The following is a 4,140-nucleotide window of genomic DNA, read 5'->3' as shown; positions in this document are numbered from 1 at the left end:
AAGGCTAGTAAAAGACTATGAGCGTTATGCCGAGACCTTGGCAGGATTCCACGTAGTCGCCTTCGTCTGCCTCATGCTCAAACGCGCCGCAAACATCATGCAAGGTGCATAACACCCTCTAGGCCAGGCTGAGGCGGAGCCGGCGCAAGAAGGGCTCGCCGCACAGGGCGGGCCTTTCGGGGTCGGCGGCAATCACGCGCCTTTGGCGACCCTAGCGATGGTCGATCGGGAGCAGCCTGTAGCGGCCTGTATCGTTGACCATGACTGCATGGCGGCGTGCATTTTTTCGATCGCCGTTCAAGGAGCCAAACAAGAAAAATCGCGCCATAATACCGCATTCCTCCTTAAATATCAGTCAACTAGGATCAGATGTCGGTCACTCGCGGCTGTCGTCCTCTGCCTCGTCCAGCTTCGCTCGGAACGAAAGCCCGCAAGCCGCGTTATTGGGAGCGACCGCTGCCAGAACGTAACCATACGATCACACGAAGCGGCGATCTTCCCATACCCAAAATCTTCAACGATTGGCTGAGGGATATCGCGCACGTATATGACGCCGGTCGACTTCATCGACTTCGGGCTGCGCACGTTCATGCGCAACCCATTTTTCACTCCTGAACGAATTTCCCTGCAGCAAGGGCAAAGCGACTTTCGCTTATTGGACGCAAGAGAGGGGCTGGTGGTGACGCTTGGTCCCAACACGTCCTTTTTTGATCGGCCCAGCAGATCTGTCTGCCGATGGCCCGGAACACTGACGATTCCGCGCCAGAGTCCGCATCCGACGCCGGAGCGCTCCTGGCTCGCTAATGAGTTCGCCAACTTCCTTTATGTGTGCTTTGGCGGCGGCGACGTAAAACTCAATCGCATCGCCGCTTCCAAGAAACAAAGAGAGATTTTGCTGACCGCCGGCGAAGGCAATGTCGTCGAGAAAATCGATCTGACGAAACTGGCGCGAAAGAATTCGTCGACGCTTCTGTTTCTCCAGCCCGCCTATCTTTGTTCCTCCTCGAATGTTGCGATTCGTTCCGTGCCCTGTGACGCATCGACAATGAGTTGGGCGCGGGCGCCCTATGTCTATCAAACGCGCCCGACTGACGATGTATCAACGCCCGCGATTCTTTGTCTCGTGGGAAAGACCTTGATCTGGTGCGAAAGGATCGAGCCCGGCGAGAGTCGGGACTACGCTCTTGGAAACGTCATCGCCACGACGGCGAACATCGTTTCGAAGTTGCGACCGACAAGCCAAGCGCATCCTGAGGATCGCAGAATAGCTGCAATCCAGCTCGGTCATTCCAGCGCGAATGGGATCGTCTCGAACGAAAGCAAGCCGCGACACATTCCGCCTGCGGCTTCGCGAATTTGCCGCCGCCGCCAAAATTCTGTTTGAATCGATACGCGCCCGAGAGGGATTCTTTCTGTGCGAACTGACCAATGAATCCGACGCGCCCGCCCATGTTTTTATCCAACTGAACAAGAGCGACTTCTATGGCGGCTCAGGGCTCATTGGCATCGCGATAAAGTTTCTGTCCAGCGTCTTCCGTTTGTCGCACTTATCTCTGGGGCATTAGTTCGCGTTAGCATTTAGGCGGATTCGCCGAAACCCAGACAACGTGATCGACTCCAAAAATTGAAACCGCGCTTTACGCAAAAGCCAGATTCCACTTTTTGCGAGCCGCGTTTTAAAGCGCAATCATGAATCATCTGCGCGGCGAACTCGCCTCTGGCGCGTAGCGGCCGAGCGGGCGCGGCGCGCCGGGCGCGTCGGGATTTTTCGACGGGTCGAAGGCGTCGCCGCGGCGGATTTTCGGACGCCGCAGTCCCTCGCCGACTTTCACCGTCGCGGAAACGGTCGTCCGTCGCGACGCGCTCGATTCGACGGCGACGCGTTCGGTTCGCCCCGACGAACGTTCGCCGGTTTCCGCCGATCGCTCCGCGGTCGCCGCAGGCTTGGCGGCGACCTCGCGCTGAAGGCCCTCAACCTGGCTGGAGAGCGCGCCGATCGCAGCGCCTGTCTCCGTCTTCATCGCGTCGATGCGCCTGCCAAGATTCTCGACGGCGTCTGAAGCCGGCGTCGCCGCGTCCGTCGAAGCGCGCATCGTCTCCATTTCGGCGTGCAGCGCCCGGATCTCCTCTTCCATTTTCTGCGTCGTACGCAGCAAGGCGGCGCGATCGGCGCTGTCCTGCGTCGCCATCGTCCTGACGAGGCCAGGAATCGCGGAAAGCGTCGGCCATGCGGCTTCGGCGATCAGCCAGCCGGCAAGACCAGCGCCGCCATAGACCAGCGCCGCCCAGAGCAGCCGAGAGCCGTAGATCACGCCGCGTTTGAACGCCACGAGCGGCCTTCGCGCCGCGCGCGTCTCGGATTCGTCAGAGACTTTTGCGGCGATCGCCGCGTCCACTCGCTCCGCTCTCAGTTCCGGAACGTCGGCTGCGGGAGACGCGGCCGGGCTGAAGTCGAGAGCGGCTATTCCCATTGGCTTGGTCATGGAGAAGGATCGGATCGATACAAGATTTATGAGCGTCACGCCGATTGCTTGACAATCGATTAACGCGGGTCGCGGCCGGCGCCGCGGCGACGCCGGCCAATCTGCCCGTACACGCGACAGGACCCTGCAGGCGTCACGCCGTCGCTTGATCCGCAGGCGTCGCAGGAGACGGCTCACATTCCTCGAAATTAAAATTCAAGAGTCGCTTGGCCCTCTGAATCGACAGCTTCTCTTGGTCGGTCAGCTTAGTCTCGACCGAGCAGCAGTCTTTCTCCGTGAACAGCCGATTGGAAATGTGATATCCGAGCGCGCGATAGACCTCGAACTGCTCCTCGCTGAAAAACTGGTTCAGCGTCGTTTCATGCGGAAAGTCAGGATTGCGTTTCTTGTAATCGCTCACATAGTCGTTTTCGTCGCCCGTCAATGACGCTTTCAGATAAATCAATACGCCCGTTTCCGGTTGAGCGGGCGGTTCGCCGGGATATTCGATGATCCCGATCGCCGCATGCGGGCCGAGGTTCTTCGTTCGTACCTGTTCCGCGGCGATTTCAGCGCTGGTCTTTCTGGTGTGAGTTTTGATCTCGCCCCAAGGCAGGCGGATGCGAATGCCGAGGTCGATGCGGGCGAGACGCTGAAGCTGCACGAGCGAGGGAAAGTCCATGCCCCCGTCAGCTTCGCCGTCGACGACGATGATGACCGCGACGCGCCGGCGAAGCAATTCATAGACGCCGAGATTGTCGATATGGCCGCCGTCGCTCAGGAAGACATAGTTGAAGGTTTCGCGGGTGCGAAAGAAAGCCTCCGCGAGGAAGTAGCGCGGTCGGGGCCATTGGCGACTCTTGCGAAGTTTGCTTAGCTTTTTCGGGTTCGGGAACCATCGCCCGAGGCGCACGTTAAGGAGCGCCAGCGTAAAGGCGAGCGGACGCAGAGAGGCGATTCCCATATTTGGCGCCGCCGCCGCCCCCGAAATCGCCATGGCGGTGCCGATGTCCCCGGTCCAAAAGTCCTTCACATCGTTCGTTTCGACATAGCCGGTGACTTCGCTGCCGACAAAATTGCGGCTCAGCAGGAAGAAATCTCCGTTGCGACCACGGCGATTGGCCCTGGGCGACCCCGGCACGTTGAGAGTCGTATTGATGAGGTGGTACGGCGCGTAGATGGGCGAAATATCGTTCAGGGAGAAATCATTTGCGGCGATATTCTTGTTCTCGTTTATGTCGTCCCACTTTTTTTTGGGGTCAACGAGAAAAGCGCCGACCAGCCGATCACGATAGAATTGATGCAGGGAGTTGGCGTTGACGTCGATAAAATACCAAACGAAGATGAAGATCGATAGCGCGATTCCCAGATAGACGATGACCGGAGGCGTTACGTGCGCGCGCCAGAAGCCCGGCTCGATCGAGCCCCAAATGGCCCCTTGAGCAACGCTGAATACCGACTGAAGAAATTCGGGAGCATGCCGATAGTTTGGCTCGGAGACCGACGCCGAAATTCCCCAGTATGAAAGAACAATGTAGACCACCCACAGACCTAAGAGCCGATCCGAAAAGTTTGGATTCATGAACAAGACGTTGCACGGGTCAGACGTTTAAGCATGATGCGGATCATAGCGAGTTTGACGAAGGCGGCGACGGTCGTGGCGTAGCGTTCGAAGTCG

The 4,140-nt window shown here is 58.5% G+C and carries 3 protein-coding genes and 1 pseudogene; 2 read left to right on the top strand and 2 right to left on the bottom strand.

Annotated elements, in window-relative coordinates; all coding sequences use genetic code 11:
- Both AB7I51_RS17755 and AB7I51_RS17750 read left to right on the top strand, forming a co-directional pair.
- Positions 1-112: pseudogene (locus tag AB7I51_RS17755) on the top strand (IS5/IS1182 family transposase); the annotation flags it as partial.
- A 435-nt stretch (positions 113-547) separates the two neighbouring features.
- On the top strand, positions 548-1,384 hold the full coding sequence (locus tag AB7I51_RS17750) for a hypothetical protein (RefSeq protein ID WP_428405603.1): 837 nt from the start codon (positions 548-550) through the stop codon (positions 1,382-1,384).
- A gap of 310 nt (positions 1,385-1,694) precedes the next feature.
- On the opposite strand, the gene AB7I51_RS17745 is transcribed toward AB7I51_RS17750, so the two are convergent.
- Positions 1,695-2,483, bottom strand: coding sequence for a hypothetical protein (locus tag AB7I51_RS17745; protein ID WP_428405604.1), 789 nt, complete (start codon positions 2,481-2,483; stop codon positions 1,695-1,697).
- Positions 2,484-2,616: 133 nt separating this feature from the next.
- Positions 2,617-4,044: a hypothetical protein gene (locus AB7I51_RS17740; RefSeq protein ID WP_428405605.1), complete on the bottom strand. Its 1,428-nt coding sequence runs from the start codon at positions 4,042-4,044 to the stop codon at positions 2,617-2,619.
- Between the last annotated feature and the right edge of the window lie 96 nt (positions 4,045-4,140).

It is taken from the genome of Methylocystis sp., from assembly GCF_050246715.1.
In the GTDB taxonomy this organism is placed as follows: Bacteria; Pseudomonadota; Alphaproteobacteria; order Rhizobiales; family Beijerinckiaceae; genus Methylocystis.
Note: the sequence above shows the minus strand (reverse complement) of the source record. Positions and strands in the feature narration are given on the sequence as shown.

Bases quoted from the DNA above. Each gene is read 5' to 3' on its own strand.
- AB7I51_RS17750 (WP_428405603.1), top strand. From the start codon at position 548: ATGACGCCGGTCGACTTCATCGACTTCGGGCTGCGCACGTTCATGCGC.
- AB7I51_RS17745 (WP_428405604.1), bottom strand. From the start codon at position 2,483: ATGACCAAGCCAATGGGAATAGCCGCTCTCGACTTCAGCCCGGCCGCG.
- AB7I51_RS17740 (WP_428405605.1), bottom strand. From the start codon at position 4,044: ATGAATCCAAACTTTTCGGATCGGCTCTTAGGTCTGTGGGTGGTCTAC.